Source organism: Actinomyces dentalis DSM 19115 (assembly GCF_000429225.1).
Lineage (GTDB): Bacteria > Actinomycetota > Actinomycetes > Actinomycetales > Actinomycetaceae > Actinomyces > Actinomyces dentalis.
Genome location: NZ_AUBL01000041.1, coordinates 1 through 26,832 on the forward strand (window position 1 = coordinate 1; position 26,832 = coordinate 26,832).

Annotated in this window: 21 protein-coding genes and 1 pseudogene; 4 read left to right on the forward strand and 18 right to left on the reverse strand. The window is 72.8% G+C overall.

Going from position 1 to position 26,832, the window contains the following annotated elements; all coding sequences use genetic code 11:
• The 3 genes from G446_RS20345 to G446_RS0109895 form a co-directional block, all read left to right on the forward strand.
• Window positions 1-384 (forward strand): hypothetical protein (locus G446_RS20345; protein WP_034470021.1); only part of this gene is annotated, 384 nt, incomplete at its 5' end.
• Between the two features lie 72 nt (window positions 385-456).
• A complete protein-coding gene (locus G446_RS0109890; RefSeq protein WP_026410017.1) occupies window positions 457-822 on the forward strand; it encodes a hypothetical protein in 366 nt (121 codons plus the stop codon).
• 45 nt (window positions 823-867) lie between these two features.
• Complete coding sequence (locus G446_RS0109895) at window positions 868-1,455, forward strand: hypothetical protein (protein WP_026410018.1); 588 nt, start codon at window positions 868-870, stop codon at window positions 1,453-1,455.
• Window positions 1,456-1,493: 38 nt separating this feature from the next.
• Here G446_RS0109895 and ald read toward each other — a convergent pair whose 3' ends face one another.
• Complete coding sequence (ald, locus tag G446_RS0109900; RefSeq protein WP_026410019.1) at window positions 1,494-2,609, reverse strand: alanine dehydrogenase; 1,116 nt, start codon at window positions 2,607-2,609, stop codon at window positions 1,494-1,496.
• 456 nt (window positions 2,610-3,065) lie between these two features.
• Window positions 3,066-4,580 carry an FAD-dependent oxidoreductase gene (locus G446_RS0109905; protein WP_026410020.1) on the reverse strand — a complete coding sequence of 505 codons (1,515 nt, stop codon included), beginning with the start codon at window positions 4,578-4,580 and terminating at the stop codon, window positions 3,066-3,068.
• A gap of 435 nt (window positions 4,581-5,015) precedes the next feature.
• Between G446_RS0109905 and G446_RS0109910 the strand changes: the two genes are divergently transcribed.
• The gene (locus tag G446_RS0109910; RefSeq protein ID WP_026410021.1) at window positions 5,016-6,329 is read left to right on the forward strand and encodes a hypothetical protein; all 1,314 of its coding nucleotides are present in this window, start codon (window positions 5,016-5,018) and stop codon (window positions 6,327-6,329) included.
• Between the two features lie 1,178 nt (window positions 6,330-7,507).
• On the opposite strand, the pseudogene G446_RS17280 reads toward G446_RS0109910, so the two are convergent.
• From G446_RS17280 to G446_RS0109990, 16 genes and pseudogenes are all read right to left on the reverse strand, one after another.
• Window positions 7,508-8,554, reverse strand: a pseudogene (locus tag G446_RS17280) (polyprenyl synthetase family protein); the annotation flags it as partial.
• A complete protein-coding gene (gene nuoN / locus G446_RS0109920) occupies window positions 8,551-10,110 on the reverse strand; it encodes an NADH-quinone oxidoreductase subunit NuoN (protein ID WP_026410023.1) in 1,560 nt (519 codons plus the stop codon). The pseudogene G446_RS17280 and the gene nuoN, both read right to left, overlap by 4 nt.
• Window positions 10,107-11,708, reverse strand: coding sequence for an NADH-quinone oxidoreductase subunit M (locus tag G446_RS0109925; protein ID WP_026410024.1), 1,602 nt, complete (start codon window positions 11,706-11,708; stop codon window positions 10,107-10,109). The genes nuoN and G446_RS0109925 overlap by 4 nt, the downstream gene beginning before the upstream one ends.
• Window positions 11,709-11,721: 13 nt before the next feature.
• Window positions 11,722-13,731 carry an NADH-quinone oxidoreductase subunit L gene (nuoL, locus tag G446_RS0109930; protein WP_034470023.1) on the reverse strand — a complete coding sequence of 670 codons (2,010 nt, stop codon included), beginning with the start codon at window positions 13,729-13,731 and terminating at the stop codon, window positions 11,722-11,724.
• A gap of 13 nt (window positions 13,732-13,744) precedes the next feature.
• Window positions 13,745-14,050: an NADH-quinone oxidoreductase subunit NuoK gene (nuoK, locus tag G446_RS0109935; protein WP_026410026.1), complete on the reverse strand. Its 306-nt coding sequence runs from the start codon at window positions 14,048-14,050 to the stop codon at window positions 13,745-13,747.
• Window positions 14,047-15,039, reverse strand: coding sequence for an NADH-quinone oxidoreductase subunit J (locus G446_RS0109940; RefSeq protein WP_026410027.1), 993 nt, complete (start codon window positions 15,037-15,039; stop codon window positions 14,047-14,049). The genes nuoK and G446_RS0109940 overlap by 4 nt, the downstream gene beginning before the upstream one ends.
• The gene (gene nuoI / locus G446_RS0109945) at window positions 15,036-15,734 is read right to left on the reverse strand and encodes an NADH-quinone oxidoreductase subunit NuoI (protein WP_026410028.1); all 699 of its coding nucleotides are present in this window, start codon (window positions 15,732-15,734) and stop codon (window positions 15,036-15,038) included. Before nuoI ends, G446_RS0109940 begins: the two co-directional genes overlap by 4 nt.
• The gene (gene nuoH / locus G446_RS0109950) at window positions 15,727-17,133 is read right to left on the reverse strand and encodes an NADH-quinone oxidoreductase subunit NuoH (protein ID WP_026410029.1); all 1,407 of its coding nucleotides are present in this window, start codon (window positions 17,131-17,133) and stop codon (window positions 15,727-15,729) included. The genes nuoI and nuoH overlap by 8 nt, the downstream gene beginning before the upstream one ends.
• A 14-nt stretch (window positions 17,134-17,147) precedes the next feature.
• Complete coding sequence (locus G446_RS0109955) at window positions 17,148-19,916, reverse strand: NADH-quinone oxidoreductase subunit G (protein WP_026410030.1); 2,769 nt, start codon at window positions 19,914-19,916, stop codon at window positions 17,148-17,150.
• Between the two features lie 3 nt (window positions 19,917-19,919).
• Window positions 19,920-21,194, reverse strand: coding sequence for an NADH-quinone oxidoreductase subunit NuoF (nuoF, locus tag G446_RS0109960; protein ID WP_211228286.1), 1,275 nt, complete (start codon window positions 21,192-21,194; stop codon window positions 19,920-19,922).
• Window positions 21,195-21,271: 77 nt separating this feature from the next.
• Window positions 21,272-21,997, reverse strand: coding sequence for an NADH-quinone oxidoreductase subunit NuoE (gene nuoE / locus G446_RS0109965; protein WP_156916607.1), 726 nt, complete (start codon window positions 21,995-21,997; stop codon window positions 21,272-21,274).
• Complete coding sequence (locus G446_RS0109970; protein WP_026410032.1) at window positions 21,997-23,379, reverse strand: NADH-quinone oxidoreductase subunit D; 1,383 nt, start codon at window positions 23,377-23,379, stop codon at window positions 21,997-21,999. The genes nuoE and G446_RS0109970 overlap by 1 nt, the downstream gene beginning before the upstream one ends.
• Window positions 23,379-24,200 carry an NADH-quinone oxidoreductase subunit C gene (locus tag G446_RS0109975; RefSeq protein ID WP_026410033.1) on the reverse strand — a complete coding sequence of 274 codons (822 nt, stop codon included), beginning with the start codon at window positions 24,198-24,200 and terminating at the stop codon, window positions 23,379-23,381. The genes G446_RS0109970 and G446_RS0109975 overlap by 1 nt, the downstream gene beginning before the upstream one ends.
• A complete protein-coding gene (locus G446_RS0109980) occupies window positions 24,197-24,826 on the reverse strand; it encodes an NADH-quinone oxidoreductase subunit B (RefSeq protein ID WP_084779151.1) in 630 nt (209 codons plus the stop codon). The genes G446_RS0109975 and G446_RS0109980 overlap by 4 nt, the downstream gene beginning before the upstream one ends.
• A gap of 48 nt (window positions 24,827-24,874) precedes the next feature.
• Window positions 24,875-25,234: an NADH-quinone oxidoreductase subunit A gene (gene ndhC / locus G446_RS0109985; RefSeq protein WP_026410035.1), complete on the reverse strand. Its 360-nt coding sequence runs from the start codon at window positions 25,232-25,234 to the stop codon at window positions 24,875-24,877.
• The gene (locus G446_RS0109990) at window positions 25,231-26,499 is read right to left on the reverse strand and encodes a geranylgeranyl reductase family protein (RefSeq protein WP_026410036.1); all 1,269 of its coding nucleotides are present in this window, start codon (window positions 26,497-26,499) and stop codon (window positions 25,231-25,233) included. Before G446_RS0109990 ends, ndhC begins: the two co-directional genes overlap by 4 nt.
• Window positions 26,500-26,832 lie beyond the last annotated feature (333 nt).

Sequence of the window (26,832 nt, forward strand, 5' to 3'; positions counted from 1 at the left end):
TATTTCGTCGCGGCCGCCCCGCCGGCCCTCGACCCCGAGCACTTCCCGGGGTTCAGGCAGTTCTACGTGCTCGGCCCGCAGACGGGGCGCGACCACGTGCGCGCGGTCTGGGTGGACGAGGAGGAGGACGTCGGCCGGTGGCACTTCGGGACCGACGGCGAGGTCCAGCCCTATGAGGACGTCGAGGCCTACCGGCGGCGCCGGCACACGGATCGCCTCACCGAGCGGATGCTGGTCGACTACGCGGCCGCGGTCGGACTGCGCCCCTGGGAGGACTCCTTCTACCGCCCGCCCTTCCACCTGATCACCAGCCTCCGGCTCAGCCACGACCGATTCCAACGCACCCTCGCCCAGACGCGAACCGAAATGAAACTGGACGAGTGAATCACCCGGCCCGGGGAATGTTCAGAGTCCGGGCGGTTCCCGGGCGATTGTCATAGAGAAGGAGTTTTCAGCATGAAGACCACTATCCGCGAACGAATCGACCTGCTCCTGCCGACCAGGGTGACGCGCTTCGAATTGGTTGACAACCACCACCCGATCATGCGCACCGATGTCATCACCCTTGAGATCACGGGGCCCTTCGTGGGATGCCAGGGGATCCATTCCCTGTGGGAGGAGGTCAAGCCGAGCGTGCTCGCCTCGCACCTGAAGAGGTTCGAGGGGCAGGACCTGCTCGCGGTGGAATCCGGCCCCGGCTGGCTGCACCTCGACTTCACGAACGGCTGGATCCGCGTGGTGGCGGCCGTCAACGATTACAGCTCGTGGAACGACTCGTGGAGGATGACTCTGCCGGAGATCACATGGACCGGGACGGACTGAGGCGCACCTTCATGCCGAAGCATTTCTCAGCGCGGTCGAATTGCAATGATTGACGAACCGTTCTTCGCAAGACTTGACGACGGCCTGATCGGCGTCGACTTCGCCATCGAGCGGGAGGAGTACGACGTCGCATGGGGAGGATCCGGGCACATCGACGTCGATCCGTGCCCGGACTCGGGCCCGGTCTTCGCGCTTCTGCACGTCTACACCGCGCAGGACTCCTTCACGCTGGCGATCCGGCCCGGGCCCGACCACTGGGAGGGGGCGTCGGGGCTGATCGGACTGGGCGACGGCGGTGGCGTGTGCGCCGTGGGCCGCGGGTGCGCGGTGGTCGGCGACGTTCACGACCGCTCCTCCTTCGTCCGGGTGGCCACCGAATCGCCGATCGTCGGGGTCGGGCCCGTCCCCGCCCGGCGCCTCGCGCTTCTGAACTGCTCGCGCGGCCTCGCACTGGTGGATGCGTCCGGAGAAGTGGCGAGCACGGGCCAGATCTGCTGGGAGGAGATCCGCATCGATCTGGTGACCGGGCGCAGCGCGACGGGGACCGCGGACCCGCTGATCGACGCACGCCGATTCAGGTGGTCGTTCCCCGCCCGACGCGGTGAAGACGGCCGATTCGACTGGCTGACATGAAACGGCGGGGCCTGGAGCGCCTATCCGGAGCGCGGACCTCAGGCCAGCAGGGCGGCGGCGTCGGCCGTCTCCAGGCCCAGCGCCCGGCCGACGCCCTCGGTGTAGAGGACCCCGTCGTGGGTGCTCAGGCCCCGGCCCAGCTCGGCGCGCGCCCGGCAGGCCCCGCGCCAGCCGTCGTCGGCCAGGGCCAGGGCGTAGGTCAGGGTGGCGTTGGTCAGGGCGTATGTGGAGGTGTGGGGCACGGCGCCGGGCATATTGGCCACGCAGTAGAAGATGGAGCCCTCGACCTCGAAGGTCGGCTCGGAGTGGGTGGTGGGGCGGGAGTCCTCGAAGCAGCCGCCCTGGTCGATGGCGATGTCGACCAGCACGCTGCCCGGCCGCATGGCCCGGACCATCTCGCGGGTGACCAGGCGCGGGGTGCGGGCCCCGGGCACGAGGACCGCGCCGATGACCAGGTCGGCCCCGGCGCAGGCGCGGGCGACGTCGAGCTCGGTGGACAGGCGGGTGCGGATCGCCCCGCCCGTGACCTCCTCGATGTGGCGCATGCGCGCGGGGGCGACGTCGAACACGGTGACGTCGGCCCCCATGCCCGCGCTCACCCGCGCCGCGGCCAGGCCGGCGGTGCCGCCCCCGAGGACGACGACGTCGCCGCGCCGCACGCCGGCGGCCCCGCCCAGCAGCACGCCGGCCCCGCCATGGGGGCGCAGCAGGCAGTCGGCGCCGACCTGGGCGGCCAGGCGCCCGGCGATCTCGGACATGGGCGCCAGCAGGGGCAGGGCGCCGGCGTCGGTGGCGACGGTCTCGTAGGCGATGGAGGTGACCCGGCGGGCGAGCAGCTCCTCGGTCAGGGGCCGGTCGGCCGCCAGGTGCAGGTAGGTGAACAGGACCAGGCCGGGGCGCAGGAAGCGGTACTCGCTCTCGACGGGCTCCTTGACCTTGAGGATCATCTCGGAGTCGGCCCACAGGGCCTCGACGTCGTCGCCGATGGCGGCCCCGGCGGCGGCGTACTCCCCGTCGTCGATCCCCGAGCCCGCCCCGGCCCCCGCCTGCACGGTGACCTCGTGCCCGCGGCGGGTGAGCGCGTGGACGCCGGAGGGGGTGATGGCGACGCGGAACTCGTTGTTCTTGATCTCTGCGGGGACGCCGATTCGCATGGTTCTTCCTTCGTAGGGGACCGGGCGCCGGCCGAACGGGCGCCCGTGCACACCCTAGTGGACTGTCGCCGCCTATTGTTGTGGTTTACCGATCCGAGGAAGGGCTCGATGGGACGCGTGTGACTCCTGGGACTCCCCCGGGCGGAATTCTGTCCAAATCTGTTGCAAAGGCGCTCCACGGCAGGATCGGCGGTTGAGAAAAGCGCGGAATATCAACGATTCTCTTCGCGCGTCCCGGCGGGATCGGGGCCTTTGCAACAGATTTGGACAACCTGCCGCCGGGACGCGGCGGCGCGGGCGCTCCTACCGGCCCGCCCAGTGGCGCAGGCGGTCGGGTGCGGTCCCGGACGCGGCCGCGGGCGCCGCCCGCGGCCCTTCGCGCCCGCGCCGGGGCGCTCAGCGGGTTCCGGCCGCTCGTTCTGGACAGGACAGTGGTCCGCGCCCGCGCCGGGGCGCTCAGTCCCCCGAACGGCCGGCGTCCTCCGGGCCCTCCAGGCGGTGCGCGACGCGCTCGGGCACGCGGTCCGCCTCGGGCTCGCCGATGAGGTCGGCGGGCACCTCGGTGGAGCGGGAGATGGCGGTCATGGCCCCGCGGGAGACGACCTTGACGCGCTCGCGCGACTTGGACGCCCCGCCGGTGACCTCGACCTCGCCGAAGCGCTCGCCGAGTTCGCGCTCGTAGGCGTCGAGCAGCTCCCAGCCCTCCCAAGTGGTGAAGGGGATGCCGCGGGACTCCAGCAGGGCGATGAGGGCGTCGTGGCCGACCTGCGCCTCGTCGTCGGCGGTGGCGCGCAGGAGCCCGGCCCCGGCGTCGGCCACGAGGTTGGAGATGGTCTCCTGGGCGTCGGACTTGGTGGAGCCGATCAGGCCCACGGGGCCGCGGCGGATCCAGCCGGTGGCGTAGATGCCGGTGATCGGCTCGCCGTCCTCCCCCAGCACGCGCCCGCCCGCGTTGGGCACCACGTGGCGCTCGGGGTCGAAGGGCAGTCCCTCGATGGGGCTGCCGGCGTAGCCGATGGCGCGGTAGACCGCCTGGACCGGCCAGTCGGTGAAGACGCCGGTGCCGGTGACGGTGCCGTCGCCGGTCAGTCGGGTGCGCTCGGTGCGCAGGGCCCGCACGTGCCCGGCCTCGTCGGTGAGCACGGCCGCGGGGGCCTGGAAGAGGTGGATGTGGATGGTGCGGGAGGCGGTGAGGTCCTCGGGCTCCTGCATGGCGTAGCCCTCCAGAGCCTTGACGACCTGGCGCTGCTGGTTGGAGGCCGCCAGCGCCTCCCGCGAACCGGCGTCGTACTCGAAGTCCTCCTCGTCGACGGTGACGTCGACGTCGGGCTGCTTGCCCAGCTCGCGCAGCTCCAGGGGGGTGAACTTGACCTGGGCGGGGCCGCGGCGCCCGAAGACGTGCACGTCGGTGACCGGGGAGGCGGCCAGGACCTCGGCGACGTTGGCGGGGATCTCGGTGACCATGAGGTCGGCGGCGTGCTTGGCCAGGATGCGCGAGATGTCCAGGGCCACATTGCCCACGCCGATGACGGCGACCTCCTTGGCGCTCAGGTCCCAGGTGCGCGGGTGGTCGGGGTGGCCGTCGTACCAGGAGACGAAGTCGGCGCCGCCGTAGCACTCGGGGGCGTCGGCGCCGGGGATGTCCAGGGGGGCGTCGGTGTCGGCGCCGGTGGAGAAGACCAGGGCGTCGTAGTGCTCGTGGAGCTCGGCCACGGAGACGTCCCGGCCCACCTCCACATTGCCGATGAGCCGGATGTCGCCGCGCTGGAGGATCTTGTACAGGGCCACGATGATCTGCTTGATGCGCGGGTGGTCGGGGGCCACCCCGTAGCGCACCAGGCCGTAGGGGGCGGGGAGCCGCTCGAACAGGTCGATGCTCACGTCCAGCCCGGATTTGGACAGGATGTCGGAGGCGTAGATGCCGGCGGGACCGGCACCGATGACGGCGACGCTGAGAGGACGTGCGTTCACTGCTCTTTCGTTTCTGTAAGCGGCGGGATTGAGGGGCGGGCCGGGGTCGGACGGCGCCGGCGACGGCGCGCCCCAGTCTAGGAGGCGGGAGGGGCGCGTCCTCATGGCGTCGGACACAGGCCGCCCGACGGCGCGGGAGGCCCGGGGCCGGAGTGCGCTGGCCCCGGGCGGGACCGGCCGCCGCCGGCGTGCGAGCCCTTGCGCCCCGCAGTCGGCCCCGGGCGGACCGGCCCGCGACCGGACCCGCGGGACCCCCGCGCCGGCCCCGAATGGACTCCGGGCGAGCTCCGGATGTAGCCTGACCGGAGCCCTGGGCGGAGAGTTCTCCTCATCATCCGGGGCGATGCGGAGCGCCACAATGAGGGAACCGGCCGCATCCGTACATGACGCACCACGATTCAAGCCAGATTATTCATCCGCTTCCCGAGGAACACCGTGAAACGACGCAGTCTCCTGTCCCTTCTCCCCCTCGTCGCCGCCGGCCCCGCGCTGTCCGCCTGCGGCTCCACCAGCTCCGACGGCGGGGGCTCCGCCGCGGGCGACTCGTCCGCGGGCGCCGCGGCGTCCCCGACGCCCCATGTCGCGCCGACCGTGAGCGATATGACGACGCCGCCCAAGGAGTTCGGAACCCGGGACTCCCTGCCCGATGACCTCAAACGGATGTTCATGAAGTGCGTATCGAACCGCTACGCCGCGGCATCCATTTCTTCTTACGCGGAAGGCACTTACGCCTACTACGTGGATCTGGCCGACCTCACGGTGCGCGAGATCGGCGTCGAGGCGGGCACCGGCGACTACCGGACCACCATTGTCGATGAGGATTCGTCCAACACCGGTGCGACCACGCCCGGAGCCGCCTACGTCATGAATCCGGGGCCCATGATCGTCGACGACGAGTTCGGCTACATCCTGACGGGTCTGACGAAGAACGCGGCCGGGGGCAAGCCGGAGACCCACGCCATCGACATTGTCAAGATCTCGCTCATCGACGGCTCGGTGAGCTCGAAGAAGACACTGTGGGACGACGTCGATCCCAAGCAGGTCAGCGACGGGAAGGTCTCCTTCAGCTCGGACACCTCCGCCCTCATCATCACGTGCGACAGGCGCTGCATCTCCCTGTCCACCGGCGACCTCTCCATCCTCCAGCAGCCCGACATGGGCACGAGGGAGGTCATTGGAGACTTCCTGGGCGCCTTCGATACGAAGACCGGATACACCCTGACGTCCCTGATCGACGGCAGCACCCTCACCTACAGCGACAAGCAGGTCCCGCTCCGGGCCTTCGGGAAGTGGCTCTACATCGGCAATGTGGGGGGCATCTTCGAGCTCACCTCGGTCACCGCCGTCGACACGACCACCAAGACCGAGGTCCCGATCACCGACACCATTCCGGGAAGCACCGAATACAGCACCGGGGGTGAGGGGATGCAATTCACCAAACTCATCGGCGAGTACCTCGTCACCTGCACACCCGACGCCTTCGACGTCCGGCGCCCCGGCGACGCCACCGCGATGCTCAGCCTCAAGGCCGACAGCGGCAAGAAGCTCCCGGATAAGGCGACGATCTTCGGCGACGTCATCTACACGTTGTCGGGCTATCAGAAGATCCAGCTCCTGAGCCTGTCCACCGGGGAGGAGCTGTCGAGCACCGCCTTCCCATTGGACTCGGTGGAGCAGGTCAACCACTTCGGGGCCTTCGGCAACAGCGGCACCGACGGGAGCGTCTTCATCCCGGCGACCGCGTGGTGACCCGCCGTCCTCCCACCGGGTCCGGGCGCCCTCTGACGCCCCGCCCGGCGCCTCCGTCCCCGCGCCGTCCTCACTGCGGGGCGGGGCGCCCTCTGACGCCCCGCCCCGGCGGGTGGCCCGCGTCCTACTGCACACAAGTTCCGGGTTCTCCGTGTCCGCGCTGATCCGGGAAGCGGTTTTGGCGCTCCGGGAGGATCGTTCGGCTCAGCATGCCGGTTGCGCCCGGCGATTTCCGCGTAATTCCGCGGTTTCGCAGATCCGTTGCCGGGGGCGGAGGCCGAACGATCCTCCCGGAGCGCCATTTTCCGCGCCTACGCCGCTCCCGCCTGCTGCTGCGGTGACACGCCCGTGCCGCTGTTTCCCGCGCCTGTCACTCCCCCACCTCCAAGTAAGTGAAACATGAGGTTATTGGGGCGTGCGAGACTCGCGGAACAGCGTCGGGGTCGATCCGAGTCGGGCGAGAACCGCAAGAATGACACTCCGGCCCAACACGGGCACGGCGCAGGGGCGGGTCAGGCCCCCAGGATGGAGCTCATCCGCACACTTCTCCGGCCGGCGTAGGAGCTCACCCTGACGGCTCCCCGGCCGAGAACGGGGACGACGTCGAACCATCCACCGCGCCGCCCGACTCGCCCGGCCGCAGAATCGCCGGGCGGACGCCGAGATCGCCACGTAGACACGACGAGCACGTCACTTAACCCGCGAGCACGTCTGCTAGAGGTACGTGCTCGCGGGTTACCCGGCGATCTCGCGGGTTACCCGGCGATCTCGCGGGTTACCCGGCGATCTCGACGACCGTGATGACGTCCAGTGGCTGACCCCCCGCGGACCGCTCAGGCGGCGCGGTCGACGAGGAGACGCGCGAACTGCTCCATGCCGACGCGCACGAGCCGCACGCGCCGCCGGGTCTCGGCCAGCGCCGCCTCGCACTCGGCCCCGCTCCCAGCCCCGGTCCCGACCCCGGCCTCGGCCCCGGTTCCGACCCCGGCCTCGGCCCCGGTTCCGACACCGGAGCCAGTCCCGGCTCCGGCACTGGCCCCAGCGATCCCAACACTGGCCCCAGCCCCGGTCCCGACCCCGGTCCCGACCCCGGCCTCAGCCCCGGTTCCGACACCGGCTCCAGCCCCGGTTCCGACACCGGCTCCAGCCCCGGCCTCGACACCAGAGCCAGCCCCGGCCCGGGCCTCACTCCCGGCCCTGCTCCCGGTTCCAGCCCCGGCCGCCGCCGCACAGCCGGCCTCCAGGCGCTCGCGGGCGCCGGCGACGACGGCCTCCTCCAGCCCGTCCAGCACGGCCACGGCCTCGCGGGCCCAGTCCATCGCCATCTGCTGCGTGCGGGCCAGCACCGGGTGGCTCCTGAGCCGGTCGACCACGTCGGCCAGGACCTCGTCGTCGCCCAGGTCCCCCGTCGACAGCCGCGACAGGATCGCCTGGCCCGCGGCGTCGAGCTCGCCGGCCGCCAGGGCCTGGCGCAGCAGCAGCACCGGCATGGTGTCCACGCCCTCGCGCAGGTCCGTGCCCGGGGTCTTGCCCAGGGCGGCCGGGTCCCCCACCAGGTCGAGGCAGTCGTCGGCGAGTTGGAAGGCGACGCCGATCCGCTCCCCGAAGGCCTCCACGATCCGCTCCGTGGCCCGCCCCGCCCCCGTCAGCATGGCGCCGTAGCGCGCGGACACGGCGATGAGCGAGCCCGTCTTGTCGGCCAGGACCTGGATGTAGTGCGCCACCGGGTCGGTGCCGGCCGGACGCGGGAGCGTCTCGTGGAGCTGGCCCATGCACAGGCGCTCGAAGGTCTTGGCGTGGGCCAGGACCGCCTCCGGCCCCAGGGCCGCCACCAGCTGGGAGGCGCGGGCCACGAGCACGTCGCCGGTGAGGATGGCGGCGGAGTTGCCCCACACCGTCTGGGCGCTGGGGGCGCCGCGGCGCAGCGGCGCGTCGTCCATGACGTCGTCGTGGTAGAGCGTGGCGATATGGGTGAGTTCGACGGCGACCCCGGCGTCGCGCACCTGCTCGCCGGCGGCCAGGGCCGGGTCGCCCAGCTGGGCGGTCAGGAGGGTGAGGATCGGGCGCAGCCGCTTGCCCCCGGCCTCCGCCAGGTGGGAGGTGGGCGGGTTGATCGTCTCATCGGCGTTGCTGACGACCTCCAGCAGCCGCGCCTCGATGGCGGCCAGGGCCGGGGAGAGAGCGCCCTCGAGTTCCGGGGCGTCCAGTGGGAGCGATCCGATCACGGCATGAGCATAGCCGCGCGGCCGAACACGACCAGCACCGCCTGCGGCAGCACGCCCAGCGCCACGGTGAGGAAGGCGGCGGTGCCGATCGCCGCCGCCGTCGGCCCCCTGGAGCCGACGACGATGACGGTCTCACCGCGCGGCTCGTGGAAGAACATGAGCAGGATCAGGCGCATGTAGAAGAAGGCCGTCGCCGCCGAGGAGACGACCGCGGCGACGACGAGCCAGGCGCTCCCCCCGACGCCGGCGACGAACAGCTCGAACTTGGCCATGAACCCGAAGGTCAGCGGGACGCCCGCGAAGGACAGCAGGAAGACCGTCATGGCGGCGGCCAGCCAGGGGGCGCGCCGGCCCAACCCCCGGAAGGAGTCCAGGTCGGTGGCCTCCGGGCCGGCGGCGCCGTCGTGGCCGGTGCGCACGAGCGTGACCACGCCGAAGGCGCCCACGGTCGCCACGCCGTACGCCAGGCAGTACACGAGCAGGGCGGCGACGCCCTGCTGGTTGAGGCTGATGATGCCGATGAGCATGTAGCCGGCGTGGGCGATCGCGGAGTAGGCGAGCATGCGCTTGACGTCCCTCTGGACGACGCCGACCACCGTGCCCACGGCCATGGTGGCCAGCGACACGGCCCACAGGACGGGGGCCAGGTCCCAGCTCAGGCCGGCCACGGCGATGTAGGCGAAGCGCACCAGGGCCAGGAAGGCGGTGGCCTTGACGCCGGCCGCCATGAACCCGGTGACCGGCGTGGGGGCGCCCTGGTAGACGTCGGGGCTCCAGGCGTGGAAGGGCACGGCGGCGATCTTGAACAGCAGGCCGACGACGACCAGGGCCGCGCCCGCCAGCATGAGCCGGTCCATGCCGGGCACGGCCCCGTAGCGGATGGCCGCCGCGATATCGGTGTAGGACACCGACCCGGAGAAGCCGTAGAGCAGGGCCGCCCCCATGAGGAGGAAGGCGGAGGCGAAGGCGCCCAGCACGAAGTACTTCAGGGCCGCCTCCTGGCTGAGCAGGCGGCGGTGGCGCGCCATGGCGGCCATGATGTACAGCGGCAGCGAGACGAGCTCGAGCATGACGAACAGGGCGATGAGGTTGCTCGACAGCGGGAAGAGCATCATGCCGCCCAGGCTGAACAGCGTCAGCGGGAAGACCTCGGTGCCCGTCCACCCGGCGTGCAGGGACTCGGCCTCCTCGGCGCTGCCGGGCCGGTCGGCGGCCTGCGCGGCGAAGGCGCCGTCGTCGGCCGTGGTGCGATCGGCCATGACCAGGACGGCGAGCAGGCCGATGACGAGCATGATGCCCTGGGCGGCGACGCCGAAGGGGTCCTCGTCGAACCCGGCGGTCAGCGAGGCGCCGACGCCCGCCTCCACGGCCCGCCAGCGCACGACCACGCCCGCGCCGGCGCCCAGGATCGCCAGAACGGCCAGGCCCGGCTGGAGGACCGGGCGCGCCCGGCGCGGCACGAGGGCCTCCAGGAGGACGCCCAGGACGGCGGCGCCCAGGATGACGGCGACCGGGGTGAGACCGGCCCACAGGATGGTCGGGGCGGTGAAGCTCACTTGGCATTCCCTTCGGAGAAGGCGGGGGCGGGCAGTCCGACGGCGGCGGCTCCGTCAACGGCCCCGGCCCCGGCGGCGGTCCCGGCTTCGTCAACGGCTTCGGCGGCGGCGCTCACCGTCGTGGAGACCTGCTCGGCGACGCCGTCGAGGGCGTTCACGAGGAGGGCCGGCGCGAGGCCGATGACGAGCATGGCGGCGATGACGGGCACGACGACGAGCCGCTCGCGCCCGTCCAGGTCCTGGCCGCCCGTGCGCTCGGCGTCGGGCGCCCCGGTGAAGACCCGCTGGTAGGGCAGGAGCACGTAGACGGCGGCGATGACCGCGCCCGCGACGGCGACCGCGCCCAGCGCCGCGGACACCGAGAAGGTCCCGGTGAGCACCATCCACTCGGGCACGAAGCCGCTCAGGCCCGGCAGGGCGATGGAGGCCAGGCCGCACACCAGCCACGTGCCCGCCACCAGCGGCAGGACGCGCGCCATGCCGCCCAGCTCGGAGATCCTCACGGTGCCGGTGCGCCGCGCCAGGAAGCCGGTGACGAGGTAGAGGCCGGCGATGGACAGGCCGTGGGCCACCATGTAGACCATGGCGCCGGTCGCGGCCAGACGGCTGCCGATGAAGATGCCCAGCACCATGAAGCCGAAGTGGCTGATGGAGGTGTAGGAGATGAGGCGGTAGAGGTCATCCTGGCCGATGGCGGCCAGGCCGCCGTAGATGATGCCGACCGCGGCCGCCACCGCGATCGCCGGGGCGGCCCAGCGGGAGGCCTCGGGGAACAGCGGCAGGACCAGGGCGATCATGCCGTAGGTGCCGATCTTGTCCAGGACGCCGATGAGCAGCACGGATGTGCCCGGGGTGGCCTGCTCGGCCGTGTCCGGCAGCCAGGTGTGCAGCGGGACCATGGGGGCCTTGATGGCGAAGGCGATGAAGAAGGTGGCGAAGATCCACCGGCCCGTCGCGGCCGTGACCTCCAGGTTCCCCGCGAGGCGCTCGATGAGGAGGGCGTCCTGACCCCCCGGCCCGTAGACGAACAGGGCGACGACGCCGATGAGCATGATCAGTCCGCCGGCCAGCGAGTACAGCAGGAACTTGAGGGCGGCGCGCCGGCGCCCGGGCCCGCCGAAGCACCCGATGAGGAAGTACACCGGGATGAGCATGGCCTCGAAGCACAGGTAGAAGAGGAAGACGTCGCGGGCGGCGAAGACGACGACGACGAAGGACTCCAGGACCAGGACCAGCCCGGTGAACCGGTCCTGGCGGTCGGCCGGCACCTCCCCCCAGGAGGCGAGCAGCACAATGGGGGTGAGGAAGGCGGTCAGCAGGAGCATGGCCAGGCCCAGCCCGTTGACGCCCAGGGCCCAGGACACGCCCAGGGCCGGGATCCAGGGCCGGGTCTCGGCCAGCTGGAGGCTGGAGCCGGCCGACGGGTCGAAGCGGCAGGCGGCCCACACCCCCGCGCCGAGCACGGCCAGGCAGGTCAGCAGGCCGAGGGCGCGGGCGCAGCGGCGCAGCGGCGGCACGAGGACCAGGAGAAGGGCCCCCGCGAGGGGCAGGACCGCCATGACGGTGAGCACGGGGAAGGATGCGGCGACGGTGTGCATATGGCGGGTCCTCTCAGAACCTGGTGGCCAGGACGGCGACGAGGGCGAGCACGACGCCGACGAGCATGTAGGACGCGTAGGAGCGCACGTAGCCGGACTCGGTGAGAGAGGTCAGCCACCCCAGGCCGGCCGTGCCCCGCGCCAGGCCCCTGACGGCGCCGTCGACGACGCGGCGGTCGGAGGCGGTGGCGGCGGCGACCAGCCCCTGGCCGGGTCGCATGGCCACGGCCTCGTTGACGGCGTCCTGGTACATGTCGCGGCGGGCCGCCTCGACCAGGGCCGGCGCGGGCGGGGCCGTCTCGGGGACCCGTCGGCGCGCGTACATCCACCAGGCCAGACCGGCCCCGACGACGACGAGCCCGAGCGTGGCCCCCATGATGGCGGTGGCCGGCAGGACCGGCTCGCCGTGCCCGGCGCGCCCGGTCACCGGCTCCAGCCAGGTGACGAACAGGTCGTTGCGGGCCAGCGCCCAGCCCAGGCCGAGGGAGAAGACCGACAGGACGACCAGGGGGGCGGTCATGAGCCACCCGGACTCGTGGGGGCGGACCGGGCCCTGGGGGTCGGCCTCGGTGGTCCAGCGCCGCGAGCCGTGGAAGATCATGAAGAACAGGCGGGACATGTAGAAGGCGGTCAGGCCCGCCCCCACCAGCGCGACGCCGCCCAGGATCCAGGGCCGGACCCCCTCTCCGGTGAAGGCGGCCTCGATGATCCGGTCCTTGGACCAGAACCCGGAGAAGGGCGGCACGCCCAGGATCGCCAGCCAGCCGATGCCCATGGTGGCCCAGGTGATGCGCATGGCCCCGGCCAGGGCGCCGAAGCGGCGCATATCGACCTGGTCGCCCATGGCGTGCATGACGGACCCGGCTCCCAGGAAGAGCTGGGCCTTGAAGAAGCCGTGGGTGAGCAGGTGGAAGATCGCCAGGGCGTAGCCGGCAGGCCCCAGGCCCGCCCCCAGCATCATGTAGCCGATCTGGCTCATGGTGGAGGCCGCCAGGACCTTCTTCATATCGTCCTTGGCGGACCCGATGACGGCCCCGAGCACCAGGGTGATGGCGCCCACGACCGCCACGGCCAGCTGGGCGGCGGGGGCGCCCTCGAAGACCGCCCCGGAGCGCACCATGAGGTAGACGCCGGCGGTGACCATGGTGGCGGCGTGGATGAGGGCCGACACCGGCGTCGGCCCGGCCATGGCGTCGCCCAGCCACGCCTGGAGCGGGAACTGGGCGGACTTGCCGCAGGCCGCCAGCAGCAGGAAGAACCCCATGGCGGTCAGCCACTCCGGGGGCACGGCGCCGGAGCGCGCGGCCGGCAGGACGGCGTCGAAGGCCACCGAGCCGATGCGCGAGACCATGGCCATCATGGCCAGCAGGAGGCCGACGTCGCCGATGCGGTTCATGACGAAGGCCTTCTTGGCGGCGGTGGCGTTGCTCCGGCTGCGGTCCCGCTCGGCGGCCGGGGCGTCGGCGTCGGCCGTGTTCCAGAAGCCGATGAGCAGGTAGGAGGCCAGGCCCACCCCCTCCCAGCCGACGAACAGCACGATGTAGGACCCGCCCAGCACCAGGGTGAGCATGGCGGCCACGAAGAGGTTCAGGTAGGCGAAGAATCGGCGCCGGTCCCGGTCGTGGGCCATGTAGGCCACCGAGTACAGGTGGATGAGCGAGCCGACCACGGTCACCAGGCCCACGAAGGTCAGCGACAGCGGGTCGACGCGCAGATCGACGTCGACGACGAGGTCCCCGACGGCGAACCAGCGCCACAGCCCCACCCCCATCACCCGCTGGTCGACGGGCAGGGACAGCACCTGGGCGAGGACGGCGACGCCCAGGGCGGCGTCGGCGAAGGCGGCCAGCAGGCCGAGCCAGTGCCCCCAGGCGTCGGCGGCGCGCCCGGCGAGCAGGAGGATCGCGGCACCGGCCGCCGGGATGACGATGAGCAGCCAGGCCAGGGCCGCCGGGCCCGTGGCGGGCGCGACGGCGCCGGTCGCGGCGGCCGCGGCCGACAGGGCGAGAGGCGTTGCGGTCATGGACGTGGCCCCCTCAGTGCTTGAGCAGGTTCTCGTCGTCGACCGACGTGGACCTGCGGGTTCGGAAGATGGACACCACGATGCTCAGGCCCACCACGACCTCGGCGGCCGCGACCACCATGACGAAGAAGGCGAAGACCTGCCCGGTCAGGTCGCCGTGGAGGCGGGAGAAGGTGACCAGGACGAGGTTGACGGCGTTGAGCATGAGCTCCACGCCCATGAGCTCGATGAGGGCGTTGCGGCGCAGCAGCACCGTCAGCGCCCCGAGGGTGAAGAGCACCCCGGCCAGGACGACGTAGGCGGTGACGGGCAGTGTCACTTCTCGGCCCCCCTCTCCTCCTCGGACCCGGCCGACTCCCCGCCGCCGGGCCCGGCGGGCCCCTCATCCCCGGCGCCCTCATCGCCCTGGGCCGGGGCGAGCGGCTGGACGACGGCGGGGGCGGCGGCCCCCGGCATGGAGGCCATGCCCGAGCGGGCCACGTCCACGACGTCGGCCCGGTTGCGCCCGGCCGCGCGCGCGGCGGAGGACTCCGGGGAGACCTCCGCCAGCTCCAGGCCCTGGCCGCGCACCCGCAGGACGCGCGGAACGGACTCCTCGACCGCCTCGCCGTCGGCGTCCAGGGCGGGGGCCGCGGCGGTGTTGGTGGCGGCGAAGACGCCCGACATGGGCTTCTGACCCGGGTGGGCGCCGCGCTCGGCGTAGGCGCGCATCTTGGCCCGCGCGGTGGCGCGCTGGGTGATCCTGGGGCGGATGCGCTCGCGGTGGGTCAGGGCCAGGGCGCCGACGGCGGCGATGATGAGCAGCAGCCCGGTCAGCTCCATGACCACGACGTGGTCGCCGAAGAGGGCGACGGCCAGCTGCGCCGGCGTCGCCCGGGCGCCGGAGTCCAGGCCCTTGGCGGCGGGCGAGGCCGAGCCCGCCACGGCGCCGACCAGCGCGACGACCAGGCCCAGGCCGAAGACCCCGACGATCCAGGTGGTCGCGGCCGACCCGGTGGAGACGGGCTCGTCGCCGCCCACGCCGACGAGCATGACGACGAACAGGACGAGGGTCATGACGGCGCCGGTGTAGACGACGACCTGAGTGATGCCCAGGAAGGGGGCCTCGCCGGCGATGTAGAGCACCGCCAGGCCGATCATGATGCCGATCAGGTTGACCGCGGCGCTCACGGCCCGCTTGGCGGTGAGCAGGCCGAAGCCGCAGGCGACGGTGATGCCGGCGACGACCGCGAACAGGATCGTCTCGCCGGTGGAGATGGTGCCGCCCTGCGTGAGCGAGGCCGGCGCGAGCACGGGGAGGGTGGTCATCGACGGACGGCCTCCTTGGCGGGGGTCGGGGCGGGGACGGGCTTGGCCGACTCGAGCGTCGGGTCCTCGGGGCGGTGGGCGCGGACCCAGTCGATCTGCTCCCGGGTGACGCCGGTGACCGCGCCGCGGTAGTAGTCGCCGTCCTCGGTGCCCTCGACCATGGGGTGGGGGGCCGCCAGGGCGCCGCGGGGCACGGGGGCGAGCAGGTCCTGCTTCTCGTAGATCAGGCCGGTGCGGTTGGGCCCGACCAGCTCGTCGATCTCGTGGGTCATGGTCAGGGCGCGCGTGGGGCAGGCCTCGATGCACATGCCGCAGAAGATGCAGCGCAGGTAGTTGATCTGGTAGACGCGGCCGTAGCGCTCGCCGGGCGAGTACTGGGCGCCGGGGGCGTTGGAGGCCGCCTCGACGTAGATGGCGTCGGCCGGGCAGGCCCAGGCGCACAGCTCGCAGCCGATGCACTTCTCCAGGCCGTCGTCGTAGCGGTTGAGCTGGTGACGGCCGTGGTAGCGCGGCATCATGACGGGCCGGATGAAGGGGTACTGCTCGGTGACCGTGGGCCGGAACAGCGAGGAGAGGGTCACGCCGTAGCCGGCGACCGGCGCGAAGATGCGGCCGATCGCCGAGGGCTCCTCGGCGAGCCACTCGTCGTGGTCGCCGTCGGCCCCGGCGTCCCGGGCGGGGGTGCGGTCAGTCATCGGTTCCCTCCTGATCGCTCGGCGCGGAGCCGGTGGTGGTGGTGGCGCCGGCCGCGGCGGTGGCGACGGCGGCGCGGCGGGTGCGCGGGGACGGGGGCAGGCGCCGGCCCGGCGGGGGCGGGACGGGGAAGCCGTCCGCGAAGGCGTCGAACTCCTCGCCCGGGGCCACGACGTCGTCGCCGTCCGCGCCGTCCTCGTCCGCGCCGCCGGCGCCCTCAGCGGGCCGGGCCTCCTCCCGCCCGCCGTCGGGCAGGAGGAGCAGGACGATCATGGCCACGAGGAAGACGGCGGCCAGGACCAGCAGCAGGACGCGGGTGGAGCCGCCGGAGAAGGCGCGGTAGGCCCGCACGACGGCCACCAGGACGAACCAGGTCAGGGAGACCGGGATGAGGAACTTCCAGCCCAGCTTCATGAAGTGGTCGTAGCGGATGCGCACCAGGGTGGCCCGGGTCCAGATCATGAAGAGCATGACGGCCCAGACCTTGGCGACGAACCACAGCATCGGCCACCACCCGGAGTTGGCCCCCGGCCAGAAGGAGGTGAGCACGAAGGAGCGCCAGCCGCCCAGGAACAGGGTCACGCACATGGCGGAGACGTTGAACATGTTGATGTACTCGCCCAGGTAGTACCAGGCGAATTTCATCGAGGAGTACTCGACCATGTGGCCGGCGACGAGCTCGCCCTCGGCCTCGGGCAGGTCGAAGGGCAGGCGGTTGACCTCCCCGACCATGGACACCACGTAGATGAGGAGGCTGGGGATCATGGCCAGCCCCCACCACACGCGCTCCTGGGCGGCCACGATGCCGGAGGTGGACATGGTCCCGGAGGCGAGGAAGACCGTGAGCATGGACAGGCTCATGCTCAGCTCGTAGGAGATGACCTGGGCGGCCGAGCGCACCGCGCCCAGCAGCGGGTAGGTGGAGTGGGTCGACCATCCGCCCAGGATGATGCCGTAGACGCCGAATCCGGTCACGGCCAGGACGTAGAGGGCCGCGACGGGGAAGTCGGTGAGCTGGAGGGGCGTGGAGTGGCCCAGGATGCTCACCTGCGGCCCGAAGGGGATGACCGCGTAGATCATGAAGGCGCTGAAGGCGGCGATGACCGGGGCGAGGATGTAGATGAACTTCTCCGCGCCCCTGAGCCAGAAGTCCTCCTTCATAATGAGCTTGGCGGCGTCGGCGATGAGCTGGGGGATGCCCAGGAAGCCGTTGACGTTCGGGCCGGGGCGCGTCTGCATGCGCCCCAGGACGCGCCGCTCCGTCCAGATGGCCATGATGACGCTGACGATGAGGAAGGCGACGATGAAGACCGCCTTGATCAGGCTCAGCCACCACGTCTCGGCGGAGAAGTCGGCGGCCACGCCCCCCTCTGCGGGCGGCGCGCTCGCGTGCGCGGTCATAACGGTCAGGGGCTTCACCGGACCACCTCCGTGCCGGTTGCGGGGATTGAGAGCCGGACGGCGCTGCCGTGGCCGGCGCCGAGGGTCTGGCGGACGGTGGAGCCGGCGGAGCACTCCGGGAGCCAGACGGCGCCGTCGGCCACCTCGCCGATAATGGCGGGCAGGGTGATGGAGCCGGTCGGCGTGGACACCGTGAGCCCCTGGCCGCCGGTCAGGCCCAGGCGCCGGGCCAGGTCGGCGCCGACGCGCGCGACGGGGCGCCGCGCCGTGGCGGCCAGGAAGGCCTCGCCGTCCTGGAGGCGGCCGGCGTCGAGCATGGGCTTGTGCGTGGCCAGGCGGGCGTCCTGGCCCCGGTCGGCGGTTCCGCCGGCCCCGGGCGCCGCATCGCCGGCCCCGGGCTCGCCGACGGCGTCCGCGGCGGTCTCGACGGTCTCGGCCCCGCTGCCAGTGCCCTCGGGCGCCTCGCCGCCGGCGTCGGGCCCGCCGTCGGCGCCCGGGGGCGGGACGGCCCCGCCGCGCCGACCGGCGTACAGGCCCAGGTCGGCGATCCCGGCGTGCAGGACCCCCAGGTCCTCGACGCCCAGGTCGACACCCATCTCGGCGGCGAGCATCCCCAGGACCTGCCGGTCGGTGCGGGCCCGCGAGACGCGGGCCTGGCCGAAGGGCCGCACTCGCCCCTCCCAGTTGACGAAGGTGCCGTTCTTCTCCTCGGCGGGCGCCACCGGCAGGACGACGTCGGCGAACTCGCCGACCTCCGTGCGGCGCACCTCGAGCTGGACGGTGAAGGGGGATTCGTTCAGGGCCCGCCGGGCCAGGTCCGGGTCGGGGAAGTCGCGCAGGTCGACGCCGCCGACGACCAGGCCGCTCAGGGTCCCGTCCTCCAGGGCGGCGAGGATCCCGGCGGTGTCGCGCCCGGGGCCCCCGGGCAGGTCGTCCGGCTCCACGCCCCAGGCGCGGGCAACCCGGCGGCGGGCGGCCGCATCGGTCACGGGTCGGCCGCCGGGCAGGAGGAAGGGCAGGCACCCGGCCTCGATGCCGCCGCGCTCCCCGGCGCGGCGCGGCACCCAGGCCAGGCGGGCGCCCGTGGTCCGGGCCAGGGCGGCGACGGCGGTGAGCAGCCCGGGCACGGCCGCGGCCCGCTCGCCCACGAGGATGGCGGCGCCGTCGGCCCCCAGGGCCTCGACGATCCCCGGGTGGGTCCGGGCCAGGGCGGCGACGGCGTCCGCCTCCCGCCCGGGCGCGGCCAGGACGACCTCGGCGTCGAGCTTGCGCGAGCCGTTGGTGACCAGGGGGGCGACGGCGGCCACGCGCACCCCGCCGGCGCGCACGCCCTTGCGCAGGCGCAGGAACAGGGCGCCGCACTCGTCCTCGGGCTCCAGGGCCACCAGCAGGACCCGCCCGGCCCCCTCCAGGGAGCGGTAGGTCACGGGGCCCAGTCCCGTGCCGGCGACCCGTTCGGCCAGGAAGGCGTCCTCCTCCGCGCAGTGGTCGCGCACGCGCTGGTCGATGTCGTTGGTGCCCAGCACGGTGCGGGCGAAGCGCGACCAGGCCCAGGCGTCCTCCAGGGTCAGGCGCGCGCCCGGCAGGAGGGCCGCGCCGCCGTCGGAGCGCGCCTCGGCCAGGCCGGTGGCGGCCACGTCCAGGGCGTCGGACCAGCTGGTGGGAACGAGATCGCCGTCGTCGTCGCGCACGAGCGGGACGCTCAGGCGGTCCGGCTGGGCGGACCAGGCGAAGGCGAAGCGGTCCTTGTCGGTGATCCACTCCTCGTTGACCTCGGGGTCGTTGCCGGCCAGGCGCCGCAGGACGACACCGCGGCGCATGTCCACGCGGATGGCCGAGCCGGAGGCGTCGTGCTCGGTGACCGAGTCGGTGGACACCAGGTCCACGGGGCGGGCGCGGAAGCGGTAGCGGGCGCTGGTCAGGGCCCCCACCGGGCAGATCTGGATGATATTGCCCGAGAAGTAGGAGGCGAAGGGGCGCCCGGACACGTCCAGCTCGGCCTCGGCCGGCCCGTAGGCGCGCCCGTCGACGACGCCGGGCCCCCCGTCCGGACCGGCCAGGTCCGCCTCGGGGGCCAGACCCGCCTCGCCGCGGATCGTGGTCAGGCCGGAGTCGGGCAGGCCGGGGTCGTGGAAGTCCAGGACGGTGGAGTCGAAGCGGCCGATCTGCTCGGAGTACAGCCCGCCGGTGATCTCCCCGCCCACGTGCCCGGCGCCGCGCCCCTGGAGGGCGATGAAGGGGTCGCCGGCGACCTGGTCGGCGAAGCGCACGCAGCGCTGGCACAGGATGCACCGGTCGCGGTCGAGCAGGATATTGCCGGTCAGGCGCAGCGGCTTGGGGAAGGTGCGCTTGACGTCGGTGAAGCGGGTGGCGGACCGGGCGCCCGAGGCCATGAGCTCCAGGGCCTGGTTCTGCAGGGGGCACTCCCCGCCCTTGTCGCACACCGGGCAGTCCAGCGGGTGGTTGATGAGGAGGAACTCCATGGTTCCGGCCTGCGCCTTGGCGGCGACGGGGCTGGTGGCCTGGGTGGAGACCTCCATGCCCTCCACGGCGGTCATGGCGCACGAGGGCTGGGGCTTGGGCATGGGGCGCACGACGCCGTCGCGCCCGGGCATGGCCACCTCGACCAGGCACTGGCGGCAGTTGGCCGACGGCGCCAGCAGCGGGTGGTCGCAGAAGCGCGGGATGCGCACTCCGGCCTTCTCCGCGGCGCGGATGAGGAGGGTGCCCCTGGCCACCTCGACGGGCAGGCCGTCGATCGTGATATTGACCATGTCAGTCATAGCTCACCGTGCGCTTTCAACGATTGCCGAGGCGGCGTAGGGGAAGAGCTGGGAGGCGGGCGTGGTGCACCCGGCCTCGAACTCGGACCGGAACCGCTTGATGCCCGACAGCACCGGGACGGCGGAGGCGTCGCCCAGGGCGCAGAAGGAGCGCCCGGAGATATTGGAGGCGATGTCCTCCAGCTTCTCGACGTCGCCGGGCAGGCCCCGCCCGGCCTCCAGGCGCGCCATGATCTGCCTCATCCAGTAGGTGCCCTCGCGGCAGGGGGTGCACTTGCCGCAGGACTCGTGCTGGTAGAACTCGGTCCACCGGGCCACCACGCGCACCGCGGAGACGGTCTCGTCGAAGACCTGGAGGGCGCGGGTGCCCAGCATGGAGCCGGCCGCCCCGACCGACTCGTAGTCCAGGGGCACGTCGAGCTCCTCGGGGCCGAAGATCGGGGTGGACGAGCCCCCCGGCACCCAGAACTTCAGCTCGTGGCCGGCCCGGATGCCCCCGGCCAGCTCGATGAGCTCGCGCATGGTGATGCCGAAGGGGGCCTCGAACTGGCCGGGGCGGGCCACGTGGCCGGTGACGGAGAAGATGCCGTGGCCCTTGGAGCGCTCGGTGCCCATGGACGAGTACCACTCGGGCCCGTGGACGAGGATCCCGGGCAGGGAGGCGATGGTCTCGACATTGTTGATGACGGTGGGGCGGGCGTACAGGCCCTGGACGGCCGGGAAGGGCGGCTTGAGGCGCGGGTGGCCGCGGCGGCCCTCCAGGGAGTCCAGCAGCGCCGTCTCCTCCCCGCAGATGTAGGCGCCGGCGCCGGCGTGCGCGGTGATGGTCAGCGGCCGGCTCCCGTCGAGGCCGAAGCCGTCGGCCAGCAGACCCGCCTGCTCGGCCTGGCGCACCGCGGCCAGCAGGCGGCGGTAGACGTGCACCACCTCGCCGCGCAGGTAGACGAAGGCGTGGTCGCAGCCGATGGCGCGCGAGCAGATGGCCACGCCCTCGACGAGGGCCTGCGGGTTGGCCATGAGGGTGGGGATGTCCTTGCAGGTGCCCGGCTCGGACTCGTCGGCGTTGACGACGAGGTAGCGGGCCCCGCCGTCGGGCGCGGGCAGGAAGGACCACTTCAGCCCGGTGGGGAAGCCGGCGCCGCCCCGGCCGCGCAGGCCCGAGGCCTTGACCAGGTTCACGAGCTCCTCGGGGCCCATCGTCTTGGCCCGCTCCAGGCCCCGGTAGCCGCCGTGGGCGCGGTAGGACTCCAGGGTCCAGGAGCGGGGCCTGTCCCACATGTCGGTGACGGCCGGGGTGAGGGTCCCCGGCGCGGTGAAGACGGGGGTGCGGGGCCCGTCGTCGGGCGCGGCGGTGCTCACTGGCCCTCCTCCTCCGGGACCGTCCAGCCCCGCTCGCGGGCGATGCGCAGGCCCAGCAGGCTGGGTTCGCCGGCGCCGGCGCCCTCGTCGGCGCGCCCGTCCTCGAATCCGGCGAGCACGCGCTCGTTCTCGCGGAAGGTGGGCAGGGTGTCGGGGCCGCGGGTGGGGGTCACGTCCTCGCCGCGCTCCAGGCGGGAGACCAGCTCGACGGCGGAGGCCGGGGTCTGGTTGTCGAAGAACTCCCAGTTGACCATGACGACGGGGGCGTAGTCGCAGGCGGCGTTGCACTCCACGCGCTCCAGGCTGATGCGCCCGTCCTCACTGGTCTCGTCGTTGCCCAGGCCCGTGTGCTCGCTCACGGCCCGCCACACGGCGTCGCCGCCCATGACGGCGCACAGGGCGTTGGTGCACACGCCCACGTGGTACTCCCCGGCGGGGTGGCGGCGGAACTGGCTGTAGAAGGTGGCCACGGCGCTCACCTCGGAGCGGGTCAGCCCCAGGACGCGGGCGCACAGGGCGATGCCGCGCGGGGAGACGCAGCCGTCGACGCTCTGGATCAGGTGCAGCATGGGGATGAGGGCGCTGCGCTCGTGCCCCTGCGGGTAGCGGGAGGTGATCCGCCCGATGTCGGCGAGCAGGTCCGCCTCGACGTCCGGGGGGTAACCGGGGACGGGGGACGGGGCCGGACCCGCGGCGGTGTCGGGGATGTGCTGGGTGGTCATCAGCGGTCCACGCCTCCCAGGACGGGGTCGATGGAGGCCAGGGAGGGGACCAGGTCGGCGATCATGCCGCCCTCGCCCATCATGGCCAGTGACTGCAGGTTGGAGAATGAGGGGTCGCGGAAGTGGACCCGGTAGGGGCGGGTGCCGCCGTCGGACACGGCGTGGACGCCCATGACGCCCTTGGCGTGCTCGACCGTGGTGTAGACCTGGCCGGCCGGCACGCGGAAGCCCTGGGTCACCAGCTTGAAGTGGTGGATGAGGGACTCCATGGAGGTGCCCATGATCTCGCGCACGTGCTCCAGGGACTGCCCCTGGCCGTCGGTGGCGATGGCCAGGCGCGCCGGCCAGGCGATGGTGGGGTCGGCCACCATGGTCGTGTTGGAGGGGTCCTCGCCGCGCCCGGTGATCGCGTCGAGGCGGTCCAGGGCCTGGGCGACGATCCTCAGGGACTGGTAGCACTCGTCGAAGCGCACGCGCAGGCGGTTGTAGCAGTCCGAGCGGTCGTAGACGGGCACGTCGAAGTCGTAGTCCTCGTAGCCGCAGTAGGGCTTGAGCCTGCGCATGTCCAGCGGGTAGCCGGCGGCGCGCACGCACGGGCCGGTCAAGCCCAGGGCCATGGCCCCGGCCAGGTCGATCTCGCCCACGCCGATGAAGCGGGCCCTGAGGATCGGGTTGGCCAGCAGGAGCGCGCCGAGCTCGCCGACGTCGTTCTTGATATCGGGCATGACCGAGCGCACGAAGTCGGAGAACCCCTCGGGGACGTCCTGGGCCAGGCCGCCGGGGCGCACGTAGGCGTGGTTCATGCGCAGCCCGGAGACCATCTCGAAGGCGCGCAGGATGTTCTCCCGGCAGCGGAAGGCGATGGTCATGAGCGTGGTGCCGCCCATCTCGTTGCCGCCGGAGCCGATGGCGACGACGTGGGAGGCGATGCGGTTGAGTTCCATGAGGAGCACCCGCACGACGGTGGCCTTCTCCGGCACGTCGTCGGTGATCCCCAGGAGCTTCTCGACGGCCAGGGCGTAGGCGACCTCCTGGAAGAAGGGGGCCACGTAATCCATGCGGGTCGCGAAGGCCTCGCCCTGCACCCAGGTGCGGTACTCCATGTTCTTCTCAATGCCCGTGTGGAGGTAGCCGGTGCCCACGCGCACCTCGGTGACCCTCTCGCCGTCGACCTCCAGGACCAGGCGCAGCACGCCGTGGGTGGAGGGGTGGACGGGCCCCATGTTGACCACGACGCGGTCGTGCTCGAGGCGGTCGGCCTCGTCGCGCGCGGCGATCTGGGCGGCGACGGCGTCCCAGTCGCCGCCGTCGGCGGTGTAGTGGGGGGCGCCCGCGGCGAGGTCGTCGGTGGCGGGGCCGGCTGCGTGAATGGAGCTGGGCATCAGCGGTACGACCTCCGGGTGTCGGCGGGCGGGGTGGCGGCGCCCCGGTACTCGACGGGAATGCCGCCCAGCGGGTAGTCCTTGCGCTGGGGGTGGCCCACCCAGTCGTCGGGCATGGCGGTGCGGGTCAGGTGGGGGTGGCCGTCGAAGACGATGCCCATGAGGTCCCAGGCCTCCCGCTCGTGCCAGTCGTTGCCGGGGTAGACCGAGATGATGGAGGGCACGTGCGGGTCCGCGGCGGGGGCGGCGACCTCCAGGCGGATCTGGCGGGCGCCGTGGGTCAGGGAGATCAGCTCGTAGCAGGCGTGCAGCTCGCGCCCGGCGTCGCCCGGGTAGTGGACGCCGGTCACCCCCAGGCACAGCTCGAAGCGCAGGTCCTGGTCGTCGCGCAGGGGGCGCACGACGTCGAGCAGGTGCTCGCGGGCGACGAAGACGGTGAGCTCGCCGCGGTCGACGACGACCTTCTCGATGGCCCCGGCCGGCTCGACCCCGGCCCCGGCCAGGTCCTCGATGAGGGCGTCGACGGCGTCGTCGAACCAGGAGCCGTAGGGGCGCGTCGCGGCGGGGGCCAGGGCGACGACGCTGCTCGTGCCGCCGTACCCGGTGGTGTCCCCGGCGTCGGGGGCGCCGAACTGGCCGGAGTGGGTGGCGATGACCTCCAGGCGCAGCCGCGGGGGGACCGGGCGGCCGGCGACCTGCGGAACGCCGGCGTCGGGGGCGTCGGCGGCGGCCGGAACGTCGGCCTGCGCCTCGGCGCCGTCGGCGGTCGGGGATCCGGGGGCGGTCTTCGCCCCGGTCCCGGGGGCGGTGTTGGGACTCATGCGAGCTGGCCCTTCATCTCGTGGAGGGGGGTGGCGGCCAGGGCGGCGGCCTCGACGGCGCGCGCGATCTCCTCGCGGTGGGAGAACACCGGCCGGCGCTCGATCTGACGGGTGAGCTCGAGCATGGCGTTGAGCAGCATCTCGGGGCGCGGCGGGCAGCCGGGCAGGTAGATGTCCACCGGCACGATGTGGTCGCAGCCCTGGACGACGGCGTAGTTGTTGAAGACGCCGCCCGACGAGGCGCACGCGCCCATGGAGATGACCCACTTGGGCTCGGGCATGGAGTCGTAGACGTTGCGCACGATCGGCGCCATCTTGTGGGAGACGCGCCCTGAGACGATCATGACGTCGGCGTGGCGGGGCGAGGCGCGGAAGACCTCCCAGCCGAAGCGGGCCATGTCGAAGCGCGGGGTGCCGGTGCCCATCATCTCGATGGCGCAGCAGGCCAGGCCCATGGTCACCGGCCACAGCGAGCGGGCCTGCGCCAGGGCGCTGAGCCGCTCGACGGCGGTGAGCATGAAGCCGGGCCCCTCGACGGAGGCCTCGGCCTGCAGGTGCAGGTCACCCCGCTTGGAGGGGATGGACCGCATCTTCTCCCGGTAGGCCCTGTACTCGTCGTTGTTCATGCTGTGTCGTCCCTTCTCTCCCGCGTCCCGCGCCGCGCCCGTTCGCCCTCAGTCCCAGTCCAGGCCGCCGCGGCGCCACTCCAGGACGTAGGGCACCGTGATGAGGGCGATGAAGAGCAGGGCGGCGCTCAGGCCGAAGAAGCCGAGCCGGTGGAAGGCCGTCGCCCAGGGGTAGAGGAAGACGACCTCGACGTCGAAGATGATGAAGGTCATGCCCACCAGGTAGAAGGCGACCGGGAAGCGCCCGTGCTCCGTATTGGCCGGGGTCGGGTCGATGCCGCACTCGTAGTTGGCGGTCTTGACCCGGTTGCGCCGATTGGGGCTCACGATCGCGGACAGCACCAGGCCGCCGATGGCGATCACCAGGGCCACGCCCGCCATGATGAGCAGGGAGACGTAGGGGTTCATGCTGCTGGCACCATCCTCGTGAGGAGCTGGATGAAGTGGTCGACGGCGTCGCCGCCGCGCCGCTCCCACCCGTCGGACAGGAGCTTGGACACGAGCCTCATGAGGCGCCTGCGGCCCAGCCCGTAGCGGGTGCAGACCCGCATGACCTCGGGGTGCTCGATGAGGGAGACGAAGACGCGGCCCAGGGTGTAGTAGCCGCCCAGTCGCTCGCTCATGGCGGCGGGGTACTGGCCCAGGGCCTTCTCGCGGCCCGCCGCCGTCGAGCGGGCGGCGGCGCAGGCGGCGGCCCGGGCGGCCAGGCGCCCGGACATGAGGGCCTGGGCGATGCCCTCGCCGTTGAAGGGCGAGACCATGCCGCCGGCGTCGCCCAGCAGCATGAGGCCGTCGGCGTAGTGGGGCTTGCGGTTGAAGGCCATGGGCAGGGCCGCGGAGCCCAGGCGCCCGACCCGGTTGTCGGGGGTGAAGCCCCAGGACGCGGGGGCGCGCTCCATCCACCGGTTGAACACGGCCCGGTAGTCGATCCTGGTGGTGGCGGCGCGCGAGGAGACCGAGCCGAGGCCGACGTTGACCAGGCCCTCGCCCACGGACCACATCCAGCCGTAGCCGGGCAGGAGCTCGGAGGCGCCGGCCGGGCCGTCCCACAGCTCCAGGCGGGACTCCATCCAGGCGTCGGCGGCGCGCGGGGAGCGGAAGTAGGCGCGCACGGCCACGCCCAGGGGGCGGCGCACGTCCTTGGCGCGCCCGACGGCGGTGGCCAGGCGGGCGGACACGCCGCCGGCGTCGATGACGAGGGGGGCGGTGATCTCGGCGGGCGCCGTCACGCCGGGGCGGGCCGCGCGCGGGGTCGGCCTGACCTCGACGCCGATGACGCGCCCCGAGGGCGAGGTGAGGGGGGCGGTGGCGGTCACGCCGGTCAGGAGCCGGGCGCCGGCCGCGGCGGCGCGCTCGGCCAGGTCGCGGTCGAGCTCGGTGCGGCGCCGGGCCAGGCCGTAGGAGGGCAGCGAGGCCTGCTCGGGCCAGGGGATGTGGAGGATGTGCCCGCCGCCCACGACGCGCAGGCCCTTATTGCGCCGCCAGCTGGTGGTGTCCACGCCCATGAGGGCGAGCTCGGTGACGGCGGAGGGGGTCAGACCGTCGCCGCAGACCTTGTCGCGCCCGGGCTCGCCCCGCTCCACGACGATGACGTCCAGACCGGCCACGGCCATGTGGTAGGCGGCGGCCGATCCCGCGGGCCCGGCCCCGACGACGACGACGTCGGCGCTCAGGTCGGAGCCGGCGGCCTCGGCGCCGGAGTCGCCCGCGCCGGAGCGGGGGCGGCCGGCGGCATCGGAGCCTGCGGCGTCGGAACCGTCATCGGGACGGCCGGCGGGCGATGACGCCGAACCATCGGTGGCAATCACGTCTGAGCACCTCCTTCGGGATCGTCGGGCGGTCGCGGGAGCACGGCCGCAGCCCTCCGGACAGGGCGGACCTCCTCCGACTGTACCCAGCCCCTCAGGAACTCCGGGAATCGCCTGCCGATCTCAGGATATTCCGTGCGAATCCGGCGCAGGGGCCCCTGCGCGCGCGTCATGCGCGGGCCCACCGGCGCAGCAATT